We start from the raw sequence: 19,011 nt of genomic DNA on the forward strand, positions 1-19,011 counted from the left end.
CCGTCAGGTGAGGTCGAACTCGCCCTCCCGCGCCCCGGAGACGAAGGCGCCCCATTCCGCGGGGGTGAAGATCAGGGAGGGGCTCTCCGGCCGGCCGCTGTTGCGCATCGCGATGAAGCCCTCGACAAAGGCGATCTGGACATCGCCCAGACCGCGGCTGCTGGACTGCCACTCGGCCTTGCTGAGGTCCAGCTCCGGCTTGTCCCAGCCCGCGAGCGGCTGCTGCTGGATGGTGCTCTCGGCCACGTCCCTGCTCCTCCCGGTTCGTCGTCCGCGGTCAGCCTAGCGACCGGCCGCTCCGGCGGACAGGGCATGCGGGGAGAGCCCTCCGAGAGGCGGGCCGGTCGCTCCGGCGGGACCGTCAGGAGTCGGGGGGCTCGGCGCCCACGAGCCACATGGAGAAGAACTGGGAGCCGCCGCCGTACGCGTGCCCGAGCACCCTGCGGGCGCCGTCCACCTGGTGTTCTCCGGCCTGGCCGCGCACCTGGAGGGCGGCCTCGGCGAAGCGGATCATGCCGGAGGCGCCGATGGGGTTGGTGGACAGCACGCCGCCCGACATGTTGACGGGCAGGTCCCCGTCCAGCTCGGTCGCGCCGGACTCGGTGAGCTTCCAGCCCTCGCCCTCCGCGGCGAAGCCCAGGTTCTCCAGCCACATGGGCTCGTACCACGAGAACGGCACGTACAGCTCGGCGGCGTCGATGTCCCGGCGCGGGTCGGCGATGCCGGCCTGCCGGTAGACGTCGGCGGCGCAGTCCTTGCCGGCCTGCGGGGAGACGAAGTCCTTGCCTGCGAACAGGGTGGGTTCGCTGCGCATGGCGCCGCCGAGCAGCCAGGCGGGCGGCCGGGGGGCGCGGGCGGCTCCGGCGCGGTCGGTGAGGACCATGGCGCAGGCGCCGTCGGAGGACGGGCAGGTCTCGGAGTAGCGAATGGGGTCCCACAACATGGGTGACGCCACCACCTTTTCCAGGGTGATGTCGTGTTCGTGGAGGTGGGCGTAGGGGTTCTTCAGGGCGTTGCGCCGGTCCTTGTGTGCGACGAGGGCGCCGATGGTGTCGGGGGCGCCGCTGCGCCGCATGTAGGCGCGCACATGGGGGGCGAAGAAGCCGCCGGCCCCGGCGAGCAGGGGCTGCTGGAAGGGGATGGGCAGGGACAGACCCCACATGGCGTTGGACTCGGACTGTTTTTCGAAGGCGAGGGTGAGAACCGTGCCGTGGACGCGGGCGGCGACCAGGTTCGCGGCGACGAGCGCGGTGGAGCCGCCGACGGAGCCCGCGGTGTGCACCCGCAGCATGGGTTTGCCGACCGCGCCGAGCGCGTCGGCGAGATACAGCTCGGGCATCATCACGCCCTCGAAGAAGTCGGGCGCCTTGCCGATGACGACGGCGTCGATGTCGGCCCACGTCAACTCCGCGTCGGCGAGGGCGCGCCCGGCGGCCTCGCGGACGAGTCCGGCGATCGACACGTCCCGGCGGGCGGCCACGTGCTTGGTCTGGCCGATCCCGACGACGGCCACGGGTTCCTTGCTCATCGTGGATCCCCTTCGAGTACGGCGACCAGGTTCTGCTGGAGGCAGGGGCCGGAGGTGGCGTGGGCGAGGGCGCGGTCGGAGGCGCCGCGGTGGATGCGGGCGGCGGCCTCGCCGATGCGGACCAGTCCGGCGGCCATGACCGGGTTGGCGGCGAGGGCGCCGCCGGAGGGGTTGACGCGCACGCTGTCGTCGAGGCGGAGGGCCCGGCGCAGGATCACTTCCTGGGAGGTGAACGGCGCGTGCAGTTCGGCGGTGTCGACGGGCCGTTCGAAGGCGCCCGCCTTCTCGGCGGCGAGCCGGGTGGAGGGTGAGTCGGTGAGGTCGCGCACGCCCAGGCCGTGTGCCTCGATGCGGTGGTCGATGCCCCGTATCCAGGCGGGCCGCTCGCAGAGCCGGCGGGCCCGCTCCCCGGCCGCGAGGATCACGGCGGCGGCGCCGTCGCCGATGGGCGGGCAGTCGCCGGTGCGCAGCGGCCGTACCACGTAGTCGCCCTGCGGTACGCGGCCGGTGAGCTGGGCGTGGGGGTTGGCGGTGGCGTCGGAGCGGCTGCGGGCGCCGACGGCGGCGAGCGCGGGTTCGTCGGTGTGTCCGGCGTCCATGAGTGCCTGGGCCTGGAGGGCGGCGAGGGCTATGGCGTCCGGCCACAGGGGGGCGACGTAGTACGGGTCGAGCTGGCGGGTGAGGACGTCGCGGACGGAGCCGGGCGAGCACTTGCCGTAGGAGTAGACGAGCGCGGTGTCGGCGTCACCGGTGAGCAGCTTGGTCCAGGCCTCGTACAGTGCCCAGGCGCCGTCCATCTCGACGTGCGACTCGGAGATCGGCGGCCAGGCGCCGACGCCGTCGAGGGCGAGGGTGAAGGAGAAGGCGCGGCCGGCGAGGTAGTCGCTGGAGCCGGAGCAGGTGAAGCCGATGTCGGCGGTCCTCAGGCCGGTCCGGGCCAGGACGTCGTGCAGGACCGGCATGAGCATCTCCACCTCGGAGGACTCCTGGGTGGAGCGCCGGTGGTCGGTCTGGGCGAAGGCGACGACGGCGATGTCCCGGGGGCCGGGAGCTTCCTCGCTGGTCACAGCAGCTCCTTGTACGTCTCGTAGGCCGCGTCGGGTTCGCCGGTGGGCCGGTAGTGGTCGGGGTGGCGGGCGCCCTCGGTCCACACCGGTTCCACGCGCAGGCCCATGCGGACCTGGTCGTAGGGGATGCCGCCGATGCGGGCGTGCAGGGCGAGGTCGGCGCCGTCGAGGGCGATGTGGGCGTAGACGTACGGGACCTCGATGTCGAGGTTCTTCGCCTTGATGTTGACGATGCAGAAGGTGGTGACTGTGCCGCGGGGACCCACTTCGACCTGTTCTGCTGTGGCGACCCCACATGTGGGGCAGGCACCCCTCGGCGGGACGTACACCTTGCGGCAGGACGGGCAGCGTTCGCCGACGATGCGCCGTGCGGAGAGGGCGTCGATGTAGGCGGACTGGGCGCGGCCGGGCGAGTAGGTGTAGTCGAGGCGGGCGGGGGCGACGATGCCGGTGAGCGGGTTCTCGAACGCGCCGCCGTGACCGCCCGGTTCGGCGGGCGCCCCGTCGTACGGTGTGAAGCAGGCGATGTCGGTGATGGCGCCGGTGCGCTCCTCGGCCCAGCGGACGTGGACGCGCATGCCGGTGCGGACGGCGTCGGGGCCGGGGGCGTCGAGGGCGTGCAGCAGGGCGGTGTCGGCACCGTCGAGCCGCACCAGGACCCAGGCGAAGGGCGTGGCGAGGGGCTGGCCGCGGCGGGGGGCGTGGTTCCAGGCCCAGGTGGTGACCGTGCCGGTGGGGGCTACCTCCACCAGGTCGCGGATCTCCTCGGCGGTGACGGGGTCGTACTCGACGGGCGGGACGAGGGTGCGGCCGTCGGTGGTGCGCACGCCGAGGACGACGCGTTCGCGCAGGCCGGTGAGGAAGGCGCTCTGGACGGGGCCGAGGGAGCGGGTGAAGGGGAACTCCACGACGAGTGGGGCTTTGAGGACTTCGGGCATCGGGGGTGCCTCCTCGGATGTCGGCGGGTGAAGGCGCCCCGGCAGGGGCGCGGGGAACTGCGCGACCAGCCACATCCGGCCCGCAGCCTTCGAACCGGACCAGGCCGGTGCCGGCGCAGCGCTACGCACGCTTGTAGACAGGCGGCCGTTTCTCCGCGAAGGCGCGGGCACCCTCCTTCGCGTCTGCGGTGTCGAAGACGGGCCAGCCGCGGGCGAGTTCGGCGGCGAGTCCGTCGGTCTCGGTCATCTCGGCGGTCTCGTACACGGACGCCTTGACGGCTTCGACGGCGAGCGGCCCGCAGGCGTTGATCCGTTCGGCGATCTCCAGGGCCTTGGCGAGGGCGCTGCCGTCGGGGACGACATGTCCGATCAGGCCGATGCCGGCCGCTTCCCGGGCGCTGTAGGGGCGTCCGGTGAGCAGCATCTCCAGGGCATGGGTGCGCGGGATCTGGCGCTGGAGGCGGACGGTGGAACCGCCGATCGGGAACAGGCCGCGTCTCACCTCGTACAGGCCGAAGGTCGCGGACTCGCCCGCGACCCGGATGTCGGTGCCCTGGAGGATCTCGGTGCCGCCGGCGACGCAGTGGCCCTCGACGGCGGCGATCACGGGTTTGCGGGGGCGATGGTGGCGCAGCATCGCCTTCCAGTGCAGGTCGGGATCGGCCTTCAGCCGGTCGCGGTACTCCTCTCCCCGCATGCGGTCGCCGGCCAGCGCCTTGAGGTCCATGCCGGCGCAGAAGGAGCGGCCGGCGCCGGTGAGCACGATCGAGCGGACGGAGTCGTCCGCGTCGGCCTCGACCCAGCCGTCGTACAGGCCCACGAGCATCGCCAGCGAGAGCGCGTTCCTGGCGCCGGGCCGGTTGAGCGTGAGTACCAGTGTGGCGCCTTCTCGCTGCACGGTGAGGTGTTCCGTCCCACCCATGGGCCATCTCCCCTCGGTCGGAACGAGAACAGGTTGCAGCAGGCGAGCAAGCACTTCAAGAGGTTTCTGACAGACAGTCAGATTTCTTGGTCCGGGCCCTTCACAGTTGCCGCGCCCTTTGCTCTGATGACCGGCGAACCGACGGATGCGCCTCTCTTCGCCAGCACTGCCGGGGTCAGGAGGAAGCGGTGGAGTACAACCTTGCCGACCTGTTCGAGTCGGTCGTCGACGTGGTCCCGGACCGCGAGGCGCTCGTGTACCTCGACCATCCCGGCACGGGCGAGGAGCGCCGGCTGACCTACGCCGAGCTGGACGCCGCCGCCAACCGCGTCGCGCACCATTTGATCGGCCACGGCATACGCCCCGGCGAACACCTCGGCCTGCACCTGTACAACGGCGTCGAGTACCTCCAGACGGTGCTGGCGTGCCTGAAGGCCAGGATCGTGCCGGTGAACGTCAACTACCGCTATGTCGAGGACGAGTTGGTGTACCTCTACCGGGACGCGGACCTGGTCGCGCTGGTCTTCGACGCGGAGTTCGAGGACCGGGTTGCGGGAGCGCTGCCACGGGCGCCGAAGCTGCGGCATCTGCTGCGGGTGGGCGCGCCGGCCGTGGAGGCGGTACCCGGGGCGGTGCCGTTCGCCGGGGCGGAGGCCGCCGGGTCGCCCGGGCGGGGCTTTCCCGCGCGCTCCGGGGACGACCAGTTCATCATCTACACCGGCGGCACGACGGGCATGCCCAAGGGTGTGATGTGGCGTCAGGAGGATCTGTTCTTCTCCGGGTTGGGCGGCGGGGCACCGACCGGGGAGCCGGTGCGGGCGCCGGAGGAGCTGGCCCGGCGGGTGGCCGCGGGCGGCGCCGGGATCACCTTCTTCCCCACTCCCCCGCTGATGCACGGCACGTCGACGCTCACCGCGTTCATCGGCTTCAACTTCGGCCAACGCGTCGTGCTGCACCGCAAGTTCGTCCCGGAGGAGGTGCTGCGGACCGTCGAACGGGAGAAGGTCACCAGCATGTCCCTGGTCGGGGACGCGATGCTCCGGCCGCTGATCGACGCGCTCGGCGGCCCCCTCAAGGGCACCGACTGCTCGGCCCTGTTCAGCGTCTCCTCGTCGGGCGCGATCATGTCGGAGACGGTGCGCCGGCAGTTCCGCGAGCTGGTCCCGCACGCGATGCTGCTGAACAACTTCGGCTCCTCCGAGTCGGGCTTCAACGGCACCGCGACCGAGGACTCGGGGCCCGAACGCGGCTTCCGCATCCGGGTCAACTCCCGTACGCGGGTGGTGGACCCGGCGACGTACGAGCCGGTCGCGCCCGGTGAGGTGGGCCGGGTCGCGCAGTGCGGTCATGTGCCGCTCGGTTACTACAACGACCCGGCGAAGACCGCCGAGACGTTCTTCGAGAAGGACGGGCGGCGCTGGGTGCTGCTGGGCGACATGGCGACGGTCGACGCGGACGGCGTGGTCACCGTCCTGGGCCGGGGCTCGCAGTGCATCAACACCGGGGGCGAGAAGGTGTACCCGGAGGAGGTCGAGCAGGCGCTCAAGGCGCATCCGGATGTGTACGACGCGCTGGTCGCCGGCGTGCCGGACGCCAGGTGGGGCAGCCATGTGGCGGCCGTGGTGCAGCTGCGCGCGGGAGCGCCGCGCCCCTCACTGGCCGACATCCAGAGCCACTGCCGTACCCGCCTGGCCGGTTACAAGGTCCCCCGTCAGCTGGTCATCACGGACGCCATCCAGCGGTCGCCGAGCGGCAAGGCGGACTACCGGTGGGCGCGGGAGGTGGCGGTGGCGGCGGAGCGGTCGTAGCCCGGGGTGTCCCGCGCCGCCGCGACCACACCGAGGATTACTCTGTGTGCACGGCCGGGCTGTTCACTGACGGACAGTGACGACGGGGCGGGATGCGAGGGCGCCGGCTGCCCGTGTCGGCCCGTCGCAAGCGGCTCCCGGTCCACGCGACCGGCTCCGGGCCGCACGGACGGCTTCGGGCCTCGCACGACCGGCCCCGGGCTCGCACGAATGGCTTCGGGCCCCGCACGACCGGCCCCGGCCTGGCACGGACGGCTTCGGGCCCCGCACGGGAAGGACCTTCGGGTGTCTCACCACACGCCTGGTCAGCTGCCGGACGCTACGGCGGTCGCGGACACCGGCCACGCGGAGACCGGGGGCCGCGCAGCGCAGGTGGAGATGGGCTCCGGACACCCCGGCCGGCTGGGACTGCTCCGCCGTCGGCACCCCCGCGTCGCGCGGTGCGCGACCGTGGGCGTGAGCGTTCTCGCCGCCGCGCTGCTGCTGGGCGCGCTGCTGCTGCCGGACCAGCTCGACCGCCTCACCCCGGGCGCGTTCCTGCGCCTGCCGGTGGAGGGTGTTCTTTTCGCCGCCCTGCTGCTCGTGCCGCCGCCCCGGGCGAGGCGGGCCGCCGCCGTGGTCGGCGGCTTCCTGATCGGGCTGCTCGCCCTGCTCAAGGGTGTCGACATGGGCTTCCACGCGGTGCTGCTCCGCCCGTTCGACCCGGTGCTGGACTGGGGTCTGCTGGGCAACGCGGCGGACTACCTGCGGGCGACCTCCGGCCGGACCGGCGAGCTGCTCGCCGTCACCGGGGCCGTCGTCCTCGCGCTCGCCGTCCTCGCCCTGACCACGCTCGCGGCGCTCCGGCTCACGACCGTGATGGCCCGTCACCGGCCGCGCGCCGTCCGCGTCACCCTGGCGCTGGCCACCGCCTGGCTCACCTGCGTCACGCTCGGCCTCCGTACCGGCGGGGTCCCGGTCGCCGCCACGATCGACGCGAACCTGGTCGGTGAGCGTGCCCAGCAGCTACGTACGTCCCTGGCGGACGCGGGGGTCTTCCGGCGCCATGCCGCCCACGACGCCTTCGCGCACACGCCGCCCGGCCGGCTGCTGACCGGGCTGCGCGGCAAGGACGTGCTGTTCACCTTCGTCGAGAGTTACGGCCGTTCGGCGATCGAGGACCCGGCGATGGGCCCGCGGATCGGCGCGGTGCTGAAGGAGAACACCGCCGCTCTCCGGGCGGCCGGCTTCACGGCGCGCAGCGGCTGGCTGCGCTCGCCGGTGACGGGCGGCGGCAGCTGGCTGGCCCACGCGACCTTCCTGTCCGGGCTGTGGATCAGCAACGACCAGCGGTTCCGCACCCTGACCTCCAGCGACCGGACCACCCTCACCGGTGCCTTCCGTGCGGCCGGCGCCTGGCGGACGGTGGGCATCGCGCCCGGTGTGGACCGAGCCTGGCCGGAGGGCCGGTTCTTCGGCCTGGACCACGTCTACGACCGCGACCGTCTCGGCTACCACGGCCCCGGCTTCGGCTGGTCGCAGGTGCCGGACCAGTTCGCCCTGGAGGCGTTCCGGCGGCTGGAGTTCGGGCGGCGCGGCCGGGGCCCGGTGATGGCGGAGATCATCCTCACCTCCAGCCATCATCCGTGGACGCCCGTGCCGCCCACGACTGACTGGCGGAGCCTGGGCGACGGCTCGGTCTTCCACCGCGTCCGGAAGGACGGCACGGACGCCGAGGAGGTCTGGCGGCACGCGGAGAGCGTGCGCGCCGGGTACCGGGACGCGGTCGCGTACTCGCTGCGCAGCCTCCTCGGGTTCCTCCAGCGCTACGGCGACAAGGACACCGTCCTGGTCTTCCTCGGCGACCACCAGCCCGTCCCGGCGGTCACCGCGGGCAGCCGCAGCAAGGACGTGCCGGTCACGATCGTCGCCCACGACCCGAAGGTGCTGGAGCGGATCTCCGGCTGGGGCTGGACCGAGGGCCTCGAGCCGGCCCCGGACGCTCCCGTCTGGGCGATGGACGCGTTCCGCGACCGGTTCCTGAGGGCGTACGGCCCGCAGCCGGGCTGAGGCGCGCCACCGGTCGAGGAACCGGTCACGGGTCATGGGACCGGTCACGGGTCGAGGAACCCCTTAAGGGCCGAGGAGGCCGTCACCGGTCCAGGAAGGCCAGCGTCCCGCTGACGAACCGCTCCGGGTCGTCCAGCCAGGGATAGTGCGCGGCGCCGGGTTGGACCGCGCACTCGGCGTGCGGAAAGGCCTCGGTCGTGCGGCGGGCGACGGCGGGACTCGGCCAGCCGTCGAGTGCGCCCGCGTACACGAGGACGGGCGCGGTCAGGGCGGCGAGGGCCTTCCGGGTCGCGTCCGGGGTGAAGGCACCCTCGGCGAAGTAGTGCTCGCCCGCCTCCTCGTTGGTCTGCCGCACCTCGGCGTCCGTGTGGGCCCGGGCGGTGTCGTCCCAGCGGCCGTAGAAGAACGGCAGGAACACGTCGTCGAAGTCCGCCTCGCCCGAGAGCCAGGCCCGGAAGGCGGGGAACGCCCGCGCGAACCACGGCTCGTCCGCGCGCAGCCGGGCCGCGGCCAGCCGGTCCTCGGGGACGGCCCGCAGGCCGAGCGCGGACGGGTTCGGGGTGATCAGCAGCAGCCGTCGTATCCGGTGCGGATGGCGGGCCGCGTAGAGCATCGCCAGGGCGGCACCCGCCGAGTGGGCGAGCAGATCCATGTGCTCCAGACCCATGTGGTCCCGCCATACCTCCAGGTCCTCGACCATCCGGTCACAGCGGTACGTCGCCGGGTCCGCCGGCACCTCCGAGTCACCGGTCCCCCGCAAGTCGAGCAGGACCAGCCGGCGGTGCGCGGTCAGCCCGCCCAGCTCCCCGAGATACTCCGAAGCGCGCATCGGCCCACCCGGCACCACGGCGAGCGGCTCTCCCTCTCCCCGTAGGTGGTAGGCGAGCCGGGTGCCGTCGGACGCGGTGAAGGTCGGCATGCCGTTGATCATCGTGGGGCACACCGCTCGACCGCAACGCCTCTCCGGCACCTCGTACGGAAAATCCTCGCCGCCCTCTTGCCTCGGGCCGCGTGAGCTGCATTACTGGCCCGGAACCAAATCGACCGAATGATCGGTCGGTAGAATGTGCTGCTGGTGAGGGAGACGTCGCGATGGCGGATGTGACGGACCTGCTCGACGCGGGCGAACGGCTCGGACCCGAGGAGCTGCGGGCGCTACAGCTGGAGCGGCTGCGCGCGTCGCTGCGGCACGCGTACGAGAACGTGCCGTTCTACCGGGAGTCGTTCGACAAGGCCGGCGTCCGCCCGGAGGACTGCCGCACACTCGCCGACCTCGCGCACTTCCCCTTCACGACCAAGGCGGACCTCCGGGAGAACTACCCGTACGGCATGTTCGCCGTGCCCCGGGAGAAGATCCGCCGGCTGCACGCCTCCAGCGGCACCACGGGACGCCCCACGGTCGTCGGCTACACGGACAACGACCTTTCCATGTGGGCCGACATGGTGGCGCGGTCGATCAGGGCGGCCGGCGGCCGGCCGGGCGATGTCGTCCATGTGGCGTACGGCTATGGGCTGTTCACCGGGGGTCTCGGCGCCCACTATGGCGCCGAGCGCCTGGGCTGTACGGTCGTCCCCGCGTCCGGCGGTATGACGGCCCGCCAGGTGCAGCTGATCCAGGACCTGGAACCGTCCGTCATCATGGTGACCCCGTCCTACATGCTCACGCTGCTGGACGAGTTCGAACGGCAAGGCGTGGACCCGCGCACCACCTCGCTGCGGGTGGGTGTCTTCGGCGCCGAGCCCTGGACCGAGCAGATGCGGCGGGAGATCGAGGAGCGGTTCGCGATCGACGCCGTCGACATCTACGGGCTGTCCGAGGTGATCGGCCCCGGTGTCGCCCAGGAGTGCGCGCAGACCAAGGACGGCCTCCATGTGTGGGAGGACCACTTCTACCCGGAAGTCGTGGATCCGATCACGGGGGAGGTGCTGCCGGAGGGCGAGCGGGGCGAGCTGGTGTTCACCTCGCTGACCAAGGAGGCCATGCCGATCGTCCGGTACCGGACGCGGGACCTGACGCGACTGCTGCCCGGCACGGCCCGGGTGTTCCGGCGCATGGAGAAGATCACCGGGCGCAGTGACGACATGGTGATCCTGCGCGGGGTCAATCTGTTCCCGACGCAGATCGAGGAGATCGTGCTGCGCACGCCCGGTGTGGCGCCGCACTTCCAGCTGCGTCTCACCCGGGAGGGCCGCATGGACGCGCTGACCGTGCGGGCCGAGGCCCGCCCGGACGCGCCGCCTGAGGTGCGGGAGGCGGCGGCCCGGGCGATCGTCGCGGCGGTCAAGGACGGCATCGGGGTGTCGGTCGGCGTGGAGATCGTGGAGCCGGAGTCGCTGGAGCGCTCGGTGGGCAAGATCCGCCGGATCGTGGACCTGCGGCCACGCGACGCCGGGTAGGGGTCCGGCAAAGCGGGACAACCCCGACCGACCGCACGGCACAACGCCGACCGCGCGGGACAGCCCTGACCGCGGAGCAAACCCCGACCGCAGGGTCATCGGGCCCCGCGCACTCGTATCGACTTACCTCGAAACGTCGGCTGCGGCATATACTCCGGAGCCATGACGGACACCGCCCCCACCCCGGACCCGGACCTGGTCAACGCACTGCGGGCGCTGTCCAACCCGATGCGGCTCCAGATGCTGCGATGGCTGCGCGAGCCGGAGCGGCACTTTCCGATGGAGGCGGCCATCGCCGACCCCGCCGAGGTGGGCGTGTGCGTGAGCCACATCCAGGCGAAGGCGGGGCTGGCCCAGTCCACCGTGTCGGCCTACATGGCGGAACTCCAGCGCGCGGGCCTGGTACGGGCGACCCGGGTCGGCAAGTGGACCCACTACAAGCGGGACGAGCAGCGCATCGCCGACCTCGTCGCGGAGCTGGGGCAGACCCTCTAGCCGCCACCTCCCCACCGCCGGTTCTCCCGCCACCGGCGCTTCCCCTTGCATCTCATATCGAAAATCTGCGATATTCCGAATCGACGAAACACGACGAGAAGACGTCTGTCCTGGAGGAGCACACCCATGGACCTCGGCACGTTCGGGATCTACACCTTCGACTTCGAGCACCAGCCGGCCGCGCGGATCCGGGACTCCGTCCAGCAGCTGGAGGACATGGGCTGGCGGGCGCTGTGGATCCCGGAGGCGCTGGGCCGGGACGCGTTCACGCACGCCGGCCTGCTGCTCTCCGCCACCCGGCGGCTGACCGTCGTCAACGGCATCGCCCGCATCTGGTCCCGTGAGGCCCGCTGGACGCACGGCGCCGCCCTGCTGCTCGCGGACGCCTACCCGGGCCGGCACGTACTCGGCCTCGGCTTCGGCGGTGATCCCCGTCCGGGGGTCAAGCCGCTGGCCGCCATGTCCGCGTACCTGGACGAGCTGGACACCCTGGAGACGCCGAACCCCTGGCCGGAGACCCCGGTCCGGCGGCTGCTGGCCGCGTACGGGCCGAAGATGCTCCAGCTGGCCCGCGACCGCGCCGCAGGCGCCCACACCTACCACGTGAACACGGCCCACACCGCACAGGCCCGGGAGATCCTCGGCCCGGACGCGTTCCTGGCCGTCGAGCACGCCGTGCTGTTCGAGACCGACCCGGTCCGGGCCCGCGCCGTCGCGCGCGAGCATCTGCGCGGTTACCTGCAAACGCCGTACAACCTCGCCAAGTTCCGCCGGCTGGGCTACACCGACGACGACCTCTCCGGCGGCGGCAGTGACCGCTTCGTGGACGACCTGGTGTTCTGGGGCGACCCGGACACCGTCGCACGGAAGCTGCGCGGCCACGTCGACGCGGGCGCCGACCATGTGGCCGTACAGGTGATCGGTGTGGAGCCGGGCGAGTCGGCGCTGCCGCACTGGCGGTCGCTGGCCGACGCGCTGCTGCCGGCGAAGGACTCGGCCGGCCGTTGAGCGACCGGCTTGGTCGCCGTACGCACCGGCTAGCCGCCGAAGCGGTCGCGCAGCTCGCGCTTGAGGATCTTGCCGCTCGCGTTGCGGGGCAACTCCCCCACGAACAGCACCCGTTTGGGCGCCTTGAACGGCGCGAGCCTCTCCTTCACATGCGCGATCAGCTCCTCCTCCGTCACCTCGCCGCGCGGGACGACGACCGCCGTGACGGCCTCGATCCACCGCTCGTCGGGCAGGCCGATCACGGCGGCCTCGGCGACCGCCTCGTGGGTGTACAGCGCGTCCTCCACCTGGCGTGAAGCCACCAGTACCCCACCGGAGTTGATGACGTCCTTCACCCGGTCCACGATGGTGAAGTACCCGTCGGCGTCCCGCACGGCGAGGTCCCCGGAGTGGAACCAGCCGTCGCGGAAGGCCTCGGCGGTCTCCTCGGGCCTGTCCCAGTACCCCTCGCACAACTGCGGTGAGCGGTAGACGATCTCGCCGGGCGTGCCGGCCGGGACGTCCTTGCCGTCCTCGTCGACCACACGGGCGTCGACGAACAGGACGGGACGGCCGCAGGAGTCCATCCGGCCCTCGTGTTCGTCGGGCGCGAGGACGGTGGCCAGCGGGCCGATCTCGCTCTGGCCGAAGCAGTTGTAGAAGCCGAGCTTCGGCAGCCGCTCGCGCAGGCGCTCCAGGACCGGCACCGGCATGATCGACGCGCCGTAGTACGCCTTGCGCAGTCCGGACAGGTCCCGGGTCGCGAAGTCCGCGCGGCCCGCCAGCCCGATCCAGACAGTCGGCGGGGCGAACAGGCTGTCCACGCGCCCCGCTTCGATCAGGTCGAAGAGCCGGTCCCCGTCGGGCCCGTCGAGGATCAGGTTGGTGGCGCCGACCGCCAGACAGGGCAGCAGGAACACGTGCAGCTGGGCGGAGTGGTACAGCGGCAGGGAGTGCGCGGGGCGGTCGCCGGCGCTGAGGTCGAGGGCGGTGATCGCGCTCAGATACTCGTGGACCAGGGCGCGGTGCGTCATCATCGCGCCCTTGGGCAGGGCGGTGGTGCCCGAGGTGTAGAGGAGCTGCACCAGGTCCTCGGTGCGCGGCTCGGGGCCGTCGTACGGGGGCGCGGTCGCCAGTCGCGCCAGGAGGGAGTCGTCGCTGTCGCGCAGGGGCAGCGTGCGGACGTCGCCGGGGAGCCGGTCCGCGAGGCCGGGGTCGGTGAGGACCAGGGAGCTGCCGGACTGGCGGACGATGTACGCGAGGTCGTCGCCGGTGAGGTTCTGGTTGACCGGCACGTGCACGAGGCCGGCGCGGGCGCAGGCCAGGAAGCCGATCAGATAGGCGTCCGAGTTGTGGCCGTAGGAGCCGACCCGGTCGCCGGGGGCGAGGCCCTGGTCCCGCAGGACACTCGCCGCGCGGGAGACGGCCTCGTCCAGTTCCTCGTACGTCCAGGCACGGTCGGCGTACTCGACCGCGACCCGTGCCGGCGTGCGCCGGGCGCTGCGCCGCAGCACCCCGTCAACCGTGCTGCCCTGTCCCTGCGTCATGACTCATGATCCTGGGTCCGTCGCCGGGGCGGGTCAAGCACCCGGGAGGACCGGACACATACCGGTTGGTACGCTCAACCGCTCCTTCCCTCAATGACGTTGGGAGGCACGACTTGCGGACACGCTTCAGACGAGTCGCCGTCGCGGCCGTCGCCCTGATCACCGCCTCGGCCGCGCTGCCGGCCGCCGCGGCCGAGCGGCCCGGTCGCCAGGAACATCCCGCGCACGGCGGTCTGTCCGCCGTCATCCGCTACACCGAGTACGGCATTCCGCATGTTCTGGCGAAGAGTTACGCGGACCTCGGCTTCGGCACCGGCTGGGCGCAGGCCGCCGACCAGGTGTGCACGCTCGCCGACGGCTTCGTGACGGTGCGCGGCGAACGCTCGCGCTCCTTCGGCCCGAAGGGCGCGACCGACGGCTCGCTGTCCTCCGCCCGCGACAACCTCTCCAGCGATCTGTACTTCCGGGGCGTCCGGCAGGCAGGCACGGTGGAGAAACTGCTCGCCGAACCGGCCCCGCTGGGCCCGAGCCGGCAGGTCAAGGATCTGATGCGGGGCTACGCGGCCGGGTACGACGCCTGGCTGCGGCAGCACCGGACCACCGACCCGGCGTGCGCGGGCGCGGCCTGGGTGCGCCCGGTGAGCACGCTGGACGTGGCCACCCGCTTCTACGCCGTCGCCGTGCTCGGCGGCCAGGGCGGCGCCGTGGACGACATCACCGGGGCCCAGCCGCCCACCGCCTCCACGGCCCGGGCCCAGGGCGCCGGGACCGCCGCGGACGCCCGAGCCCTGATCCGGGCCGTGCGCGCGCGGACCGCCGGCGCGGACATGGGCTCCAACGCGGTCGCCTTCGCCGGCGGTACCACGGCGAACGGCCGTGGCCTGCTGCTGGGCAACCCGCACTACCCCTGGCAGGGCGGACGCCGGTTCTGGCAGGTGCAGCAGACGATCCCTGGCGAGCTGGACGTGGCCGGCGCCGCGCTGCTCGGTTCGCCGACCGTCTCCATCGGCTACAACTCCCGGGTGGCGTGGAGCCACACGGTCTCCACCGGCGTTCCCTTCCATCTGACGCAGCTCGCTCTGGACCCGGCCGACCCGACCGTCTACCTGGTCGACGGCCGACGGGAACGGATGACGCGGCGGACCGTGACCGTCCCGGTCAAGGACGGCCCGCCGGTGACCCGCACCCAGTGGTGGACCCGCTACGGCCCGGTCGTCTCCTCCGCCGACGGCGGCCTCCCGCTGCCCTGGACCGCCACGACGGCGTTCGCGCTCAACGACCCCAACGCCGCGAACATGCGGTTCGCCGACACCTCGCTCGGCTTCGGCACGGCACGCGGCACGGCGGACGTCCTCGCCTCCCTCACCCGGCACCAGGGGCTGCCCTGGGTGAACACCGTCGCCGCGGACTCCTCGGGGCACACGCTGTTCACCCAGTCGCAGGTGCTGCCCCGGATCACCGACGACGTGGCGGCGCGCTGCTCCACGGATCTCGGCAGGACCACCTACCCGGCGGCGGGGCTCGCGGTCCTCGACGGCTCGCGCGGCGCCTGTGCCCTCGGCAGCGACACCGACGCCGTCCAGCCGGGGATCTTCGGGCCCGCCCGCATGCCGACGCTGAAGGACGCCCCGTACGCGGAGAACTCCAACGACAGCGCCTGGCTGGCCAACACCGACCGGCCGCTCACCGGATACGAGCGGATCTTCGGCACCGTCGGCACCGCGCGCTCGCCGCGCACCCGGGGCGCGATCGACGCCGTGGCGGCGATGGCCGAGCGGGGTGGTCTGACCGTACGCGACCTGGAGCGGCAGCAGTTCGCGAACCGGGTGACCGTGGGCGCCCTGGCCGCCTCGGACGCGGCACGGGCCTGCGCCGGGCTGCCCGGTGGCGTCGCGCGGAACAAGGACGGCGAGGAGGTCGACGTCTCCGCCGCCTGCCCGGTGCTCGCGGCCTGGGACCGCACCGCCGGCACCGGCAGCCGGGGAGCGCTGCTCTTCGACCGCTTCTGGCGGCGGATCGGCGCGCTGGTGCCGAACGCCCAGCGGTGGAAGGTGCCGTTCTCGGCGGCCGACCCGGTGCACACGCCGAACACGCTCGACACCACTGCCCCGGGCTTCGCCACGGCCCTCGCGGACGCGGTGACGGAGCTGCGGGCGGCCGGCATCCCGCTGGACTCCCCGCTCGGGGAGCACCAGTTCGTCGTGCGGGACGGCCGGCGGATACCCGTTCCGGGCGGTACGGAGGCCCTGGGCGTGTGGAACAAGGTGGAGCCGGTATGGGACCCGGCGCACGGCGGCTACACGGAGGTGACGATGGGCTCCAGCCACATCCAGGCGGTGGGCTGGAACGGCGGCGGCTGCCCGGTGGCGCGCACGCTCCTGACGTACTCCCAGTCCTCGAACCCGCACTCGCCGCACCACAGCGACCAGACCCGGCTGTTCTCCCGGGGGGAGTGGGTGACGGCGCGCTTCTGTGAGAAGGACGTCCTGTCCTCCCCCGCGCTGAGGGTCGTCCACGTGCGCGAACGCTGATGCCGCGATCCTGATGTGGTCCCGTCCGCCATGGGACGGGACCACACCGGTCTCATACGGGGCGTGTGCGTCCCTCCCAGTACGGGTCCCGCAGCCGCCGCTTGTACAGCTTGCCGTTGGGGTCGCGGGGCATCTCGGCGATGAAGTCGACGCTCCTGGGCCGCTTGTAGCCCGCGAGCCGTCCGGCACAGTGTTCGAGGAGCGCGGCGGCCAGCTCCGGGCCCGGTTCATGGCCCGGGGCCGGTTCGACCACGGCCTTGGCCTCCTCGCCCCAGTCGTCGTGCGGGATGCCGAAGACGGCGGCGTCGGCGACGGCGGGATGGGCGAGCAGGGCGGACTCGATCTCGGCCGGGTAGATGTTCACCCCGCCGGAGATGATCATGTCGATCTTGCGGTCGCGGAGGAAGAGGTAGCCCTCCTCGTCCAGGTAGCCGAGGTCGCCGACGGTGAAGAAGTCGCCGATGCGGTTCGTCCGCGTCTTGGCCTCGTCCTTGTGGTACGAGAAGCCCCCGGTGTTCATCTTCAGGTAGACGGTGCCGAGTTCACCCGGCGGCAGCCGCTCGCCGTCCGCGTCGAAGATCGCGAGTTCGCTGATGGGCCAGGCCTTGCCGACGGTGCCGGGCTTCTTCAGCCAGTCCTCGGCGGTGGCGAAGGCCCCACCGCCCTCGCTGGCCGCGTAGTACTCCTCCACGCAGTTCCCCCACCAGTCGATCATCGCTCGCTTCACATGGTCCGGGCAGGGCGCGGCCCCGTGGATGGCGTGCCGCATGGACGAGACGTCGTAGCGGGCCTTGACGTCGTCGGGGAGGGCGAGCAGCCGGTGGAACTGGGTCGGGACCATATGGGTGTGGGTGCACTTGTGTGCGTCGATGAGGCGGAGCATCTCCTCGGGCGTCCACTTGTCCATCAGCACCAGGCGGTGGCCGAGGTGCAGGGAGGCGCCCGCGAACTGGAGGACGGCGGTGTGGTACAGAGGCGAGCAGACGAGGTGCACGTTGTCGTCGTACGGCTGGATGCCGAAGATGCCGAGGAAGCCGCCGAGATAGGCCTCCTCGGGGCGCTTGCCGGGCAGCGGGCGGCGGATGCCGCGCGGGCGGCCGGTGGTGCCCGACGTGTAGTTCATGACCCAGCCCAGCTCGCGGTCCTCGGGCGCCGACTCGGACTGCCCGTCGAGGAGTTCGGCGTACGGCCGGAAGCCCTCGACGGTACCGACGGCGTGCCGGTGGCCGGCCGGGAGTCCGGCCTCGTCGGCCGCCCGGCGGGCCGGGCCGGCGAACCGCTCATGGGCGATGAGCACCTTGGCGCCGGAGTCGGCGACGATCCAGGCGATCTCCGGGCCCACGAAGTGGTGGTTGACGGGGACGAGGTAGAGACCGGCCTGACTGGCGGCGAGATAGGCGGTGAAGAACTCGGGGCCGTTGGGCAGGACGACCGCGAAGGCGTCCCCGCGCCGCAGGCCGGCGGCGCGCAGACCGTGGACGAGGCGGTTGGCGGCGGCGTGCAGCCGTCCGGCCGTCCACTCCTCCCCGTCGGGGGCGATCATGACGGTACGGCCGGGGTCCTGGGTGGCCTGGGCCCAGAAGCCGGCGGGGGGTGTGTTCACGGGGGCGCTCACGACTGGCCGCTCCTTCCGGCGATGCGGTTGACGCGGTCCACGGCCTTCTCGAAGCCGCGGGTGAGGTCGTCGAAGACGGCCTGGACGCTGCGTTCGGCGGTCATCCGGCCGACGATCTGGCCGACCGGGGTGCCGAGCAGGGGCTCGACCTCGTACTTCTGGATGCGGGAGACGGCCTCGGCGACCAGCAGGCCCTGGAGGGGCATGGGCAGGGTGCCGGGGCCGGCCGGGTCGTCCCAGGCGTCGGTCCATTCGGTGCGGAGCTGGCGTGCGGGTTTCCCGGTCAGGGCGCGGGATCGGACGGTGTCACCGGAACCGGCGGCGAGCAGCTTGCGGGTCAGGGCGGGCGAGTGGAGGTCCGCTTCTGTGGTGGTCAGCCATATGGAGCCCAGCCATACACCTTGGGCGCCGAGGGTGAGCGCGGCGGCCACCTGTGGTCCGCTGCCGATGCCTCCCGCGGCCAGGACGGGCAGCGGGTCGACGGCCTCCACGATCTCGGGGGTGAGCACCATGGTGGCGATCTCCCCGGTGTGGCCGCCCGCCTCGTAGCCCTGGGCCACGACGATGTCGATGCCGGCTTCCTGGTGTTTGCGGGCGTGCCGGGCGCTGCCGGCGAGCGCGGCTACCAGGATGTCCTGGTCGTGGGCGCGCGCGACGATGTCGGCGGGCGGGGAGCCGAGGGCGTTGGCCAGCAGCCTGATCGGGTGGGCGAAGGCGACGTCGAGCTGGGTGCGGGCGACCTGTTCCATCCAGCCGGTGATGCGCCACCCGGACGCCTCGCCGTCGGCCAGTTCCGGGACGCCGTGCGCGGCGAGGGTGTCCCGCACGAACCGCCGGTGTTCCTCGGGGATCATCGCCTCGACGTCGGCTTCCGTGACGCCCTCGACCTTCTTCGCGGGCATGACCACGTCCAGCCCGTAGGGCCGGCCCCCAACGTGGGCGTCGAGCCAGTCGAGGTCGCGTTCGAGGTCGTCGGGGGCGGTGTAGCGGACCGCGCCGAGCACGCCGAAGCCGCCGGCCCGGCTGATGGCCGCGGCGACGGCGGGGAACGGCGTGAAGCCGAAGACGGCGTGCTCGATTCCCAGTTTCCTGCTCAGCTCCGTCTGCATGGGCGCAGGATGCCGCAG

The 19,011-nt window shown here is 72.4% G+C and carries 15 protein-coding genes; 6 read left to right on the forward strand and 9 right to left on the reverse strand.

Translation table 11 applies throughout. The features are described from left to right. Positions 1–3: 3 nt before the first annotated feature. The 5 genes from ACZ4WH_RS04085 to ACZ4WH_RS04105 all read right to left on the reverse strand — a co-directional run bounded on the left by ACZ4WH_RS04085 (position 4) and on the right by ACZ4WH_RS04105 (position 4,455). Complete coding sequence (locus ACZ4WH_RS04085; protein ID WP_103816026.1) at positions 4–246, reverse strand: DUF397 domain-containing protein; 243 nt, start codon at positions 244–246, stop codon at positions 4–6. Between the two features lie 115 nt (positions 247–361). Further along, positions 362–1,528 (reverse strand): thiolase domain-containing protein, encoded by a 1,167-nt coding sequence (locus ACZ4WH_RS04090; protein WP_468176362.1) that lies wholly within the window; start codon positions 1,526–1,528, stop codon positions 362–364. Further along, a complete protein-coding gene (locus tag ACZ4WH_RS04095) occupies positions 1,525–2,595 on the reverse strand; it encodes a thiolase domain-containing protein (protein WP_468176364.1) in 1,071 nt (356 codons plus the stop codon). The genes ACZ4WH_RS04090 and ACZ4WH_RS04095 overlap by 4 nt, the downstream gene beginning before the upstream one ends. Beyond that, positions 2,592–3,533 (reverse strand): Zn-ribbon domain-containing OB-fold protein, encoded by a 942-nt coding sequence (locus ACZ4WH_RS04100; protein ID WP_468176366.1) that lies wholly within the window; start codon positions 3,531–3,533, stop codon positions 2,592–2,594. Before ACZ4WH_RS04100 ends, ACZ4WH_RS04095 begins: the two co-directional genes overlap by 4 nt. Positions 3,534–3,654: 121 nt before the next feature. After that, complete coding sequence (locus ACZ4WH_RS04105; protein WP_468176368.1) at positions 3,655–4,455, reverse strand: crotonase/enoyl-CoA hydratase family protein; 801 nt, start codon at positions 4,453–4,455, stop codon at positions 3,655–3,657. Between the two features lie 188 nt (positions 4,456–4,643). On the opposite strand from ACZ4WH_RS04105, the gene ACZ4WH_RS04110 reads away from it, so the two are divergent. Both ACZ4WH_RS04110 and ACZ4WH_RS04115 read left to right on the forward strand, forming a co-directional pair. Then, positions 4,644–6,263 carry an acyl-CoA synthetase gene (locus ACZ4WH_RS04110; RefSeq protein ID WP_468176370.1) on the forward strand — a complete coding sequence of 540 codons (1,620 nt, stop codon included), beginning with the start codon at positions 4,644–4,646 and terminating at the stop codon, positions 6,261–6,263. 285 nt (positions 6,264–6,548) lie between these two features. Then, positions 6,549–8,312 carry an alkaline phosphatase family protein gene (locus tag ACZ4WH_RS04115; RefSeq protein WP_468176372.1) on the forward strand — a complete coding sequence of 588 codons (1,764 nt, stop codon included), beginning with the start codon at positions 6,549–6,551 and terminating at the stop codon, positions 8,310–8,312. A gap of 82 nt (positions 8,313–8,394) precedes the next feature. Here the strand turns inward: ACZ4WH_RS04115 and ACZ4WH_RS04120 are convergent, their stop codons facing one another. Continuing rightward, positions 8,395–9,231: an alpha/beta fold hydrolase gene (locus ACZ4WH_RS04120; RefSeq protein WP_468176374.1), complete on the reverse strand. Its 837-nt coding sequence runs from the start codon at positions 9,229–9,231 to the stop codon at positions 8,395–8,397. Positions 9,232–9,404: 173 nt separating this feature from the next. Here ACZ4WH_RS04120 and paaK point away from each other — a divergent pair, with 173 nt between their 5' ends. The 3 genes from paaK (at position 9,405) to ACZ4WH_RS04135 (ending at position 12,212) form a co-directional block, all read left to right on the forward strand. After that, positions 9,405–10,709, forward strand: coding sequence for a phenylacetate--CoA ligase PaaK (paaK, locus tag ACZ4WH_RS04125; RefSeq protein ID WP_468176376.1), 1,305 nt, complete (start codon positions 9,405–9,407; stop codon positions 10,707–10,709). 162 nt (positions 10,710–10,871) lie between these two features. Beyond that, positions 10,872–11,204 carry an ArsR/SmtB family transcription factor gene (locus tag ACZ4WH_RS04130; protein ID WP_468176378.1) on the forward strand — a complete coding sequence of 111 codons (333 nt, stop codon included), beginning with the start codon at positions 10,872–10,874 and terminating at the stop codon, positions 11,202–11,204. Positions 11,205–11,330: 126 nt separating this feature from the next. After that, on the forward strand, positions 11,331–12,212 hold the full coding sequence (locus ACZ4WH_RS04135; RefSeq protein WP_468176380.1) for a TIGR03620 family F420-dependent LLM class oxidoreductase: 882 nt from the start codon (positions 11,331–11,333) through the stop codon (positions 12,210–12,212). A 29-nt stretch (positions 12,213–12,241) separates the two neighbouring features. Here ACZ4WH_RS04135 and ACZ4WH_RS04140 read toward each other — a convergent pair whose 3' ends face one another. Continuing rightward, positions 12,242–13,738, reverse strand: a complete 1,497-nt coding sequence (locus ACZ4WH_RS04140) for an acyl-CoA synthetase (RefSeq protein WP_468176382.1) — start codon at positions 13,736–13,738, stop codon at positions 12,242–12,244. Between the two features lie 113 nt (positions 13,739–13,851). Between ACZ4WH_RS04140 and ACZ4WH_RS04145 the strand changes: the two genes are divergently transcribed. After that, positions 13,852–16,269 (forward strand): penicillin acylase family protein, encoded by a 2,418-nt coding sequence (locus tag ACZ4WH_RS04145; RefSeq protein ID WP_468176384.1) that lies wholly within the window; start codon positions 13,852–13,854, stop codon positions 16,267–16,269. A gap of 52 nt (positions 16,270–16,321) precedes the next feature. Here ACZ4WH_RS04145 and ACZ4WH_RS04150 read toward each other — a convergent pair whose 3' ends face one another. Both ACZ4WH_RS04150 and ACZ4WH_RS04155 read right to left on the reverse strand, forming a co-directional pair. After that, a complete protein-coding gene (locus tag ACZ4WH_RS04150; RefSeq protein ID WP_468176920.1) occupies positions 16,322–17,872 on the reverse strand; it encodes an acyl-CoA synthetase in 1,551 nt (516 codons plus the stop codon). Positions 17,873–17,880: 8 nt separating this feature from the next. After that, the gene (locus ACZ4WH_RS04155; RefSeq protein WP_468176386.1) at positions 17,881–18,993 is read right to left on the reverse strand and encodes a nitronate monooxygenase; all 1,113 of its coding nucleotides are present in this window, start codon (positions 18,991–18,993) and stop codon (positions 17,881–17,883) included. Positions 18,994–19,011: the final 18 nt, after the last annotated feature.

This window comes from Streptomyces sp. NPDC029138 (assembly GCF_055564375.1).

Excerpts from the sequence above, each read along its gene's own strand:
- ACZ4WH_RS04090 (WP_468176362.1), bottom strand. The coding sequence starts at position 1,528 with ATGAGCAAGGAACCCGTGGCCGTCGTCGGGATCGGCCAGACCAAGCAC.
- ACZ4WH_RS04100 (WP_468176366.1), bottom strand. The coding sequence starts at position 3,533 with ATGCCCGAAGTCCTCAAAGCCCCACTCGTCGTGGAGTTCCCCTTCACC.
- ACZ4WH_RS04105 (WP_468176368.1), bottom strand. The coding sequence starts at position 4,455 with ATGGGTGGGACGGAACACCTCACCGTGCAGCGAGAAGGCGCCACACTG.
- ACZ4WH_RS04120 (WP_468176374.1), bottom strand. The coding sequence starts at position 9,231 with ATGCCGACCTTCACCGCGTCCGACGGCACCCGGCTCGCCTACCACCTA.
- paaK (WP_468176376.1), top strand. The coding sequence starts at position 9,405 with ATGGCGGATGTGACGGACCTGCTCGACGCGGGCGAACGGCTCGGACCC.
- ACZ4WH_RS04130 (WP_468176378.1), top strand. The coding sequence starts at position 10,872 with ATGACGGACACCGCCCCCACCCCGGACCCGGACCTGGTCAACGCACTG.
- ACZ4WH_RS04135 (WP_468176380.1), top strand. The coding sequence starts at position 11,331 with ATGGACCTCGGCACGTTCGGGATCTACACCTTCGACTTCGAGCACCAG.
- ACZ4WH_RS04140 (WP_468176382.1), bottom strand. The coding sequence starts at position 13,738 with ATGACGCAGGGACAGGGCAGCACGGTTGACGGGGTGCTGCGGCGCAGC.
- ACZ4WH_RS04155 (WP_468176386.1), bottom strand. The coding sequence starts at position 18,993 with ATGCAGACGGAGCTGAGCAGGAAACTGGGAATCGAGCACGCCGTCTTC.